Raw genomic sequence first — 419 nt, 5'->3', positions numbered from 1 at the left:
GCTGCTGATCCTGTTCCGGCACGGGTCGAGCCTGGGCGGGTTCAGCATCGTCGCGCTGATCGCGCAGGAGCGCCTGGGCTGGCGGGCCGGCTACGTGATGATGGCGCTCGACGCGTGCGTGATCGCCGCCGCGCTCCTGGTGGTGCCGCCGGTGAACGTGCTGATCTCGGCCGCGGGCGTCGTCGTCCTCAACCTCGTGCTCGCCTTCAACCACCGGCCTGGACGCTACCTGGGGTCGTGATCGGCGTCTCCTCCGCAAGCCCTGGATCGCCGCCGCGGTCTTCGTAGGCTGGTCGCGACCCGCGCTCGCGGGCGCCCCCCTCGAACGGAGACCCGGATGTCCGACTGGACCTACGACCCCTATGCACGGCTCGGCGAGGTGCCGACCTTCTCGCTCACGAGCGACGACATCGCCGACA

At 70.6% G+C, this 419-nt stretch carries 1 protein-coding gene; it reads left to right on the top strand.

Annotated elements, in window-relative coordinates:
* Window positions 1-241: YitT family protein (locus ASG67_RS14115; RefSeq protein ID WP_200940808.1), on the top strand; the 241-nt coding region annotated here is incomplete at its 5' end.
* Between the last annotated feature and the right edge of the window lie 178 nt (window positions 242-419).

It is taken from the genome of Sphingomonas sp. Leaf339, from assembly GCF_001426195.1.
Taxonomy (GTDB): domain Bacteria; phylum Pseudomonadota; class Alphaproteobacteria; order Sphingomonadales; family Sphingomonadaceae; genus Sphingomonas.
This window is presented reverse-complemented; position numbering and strand designations above follow the sequence as displayed.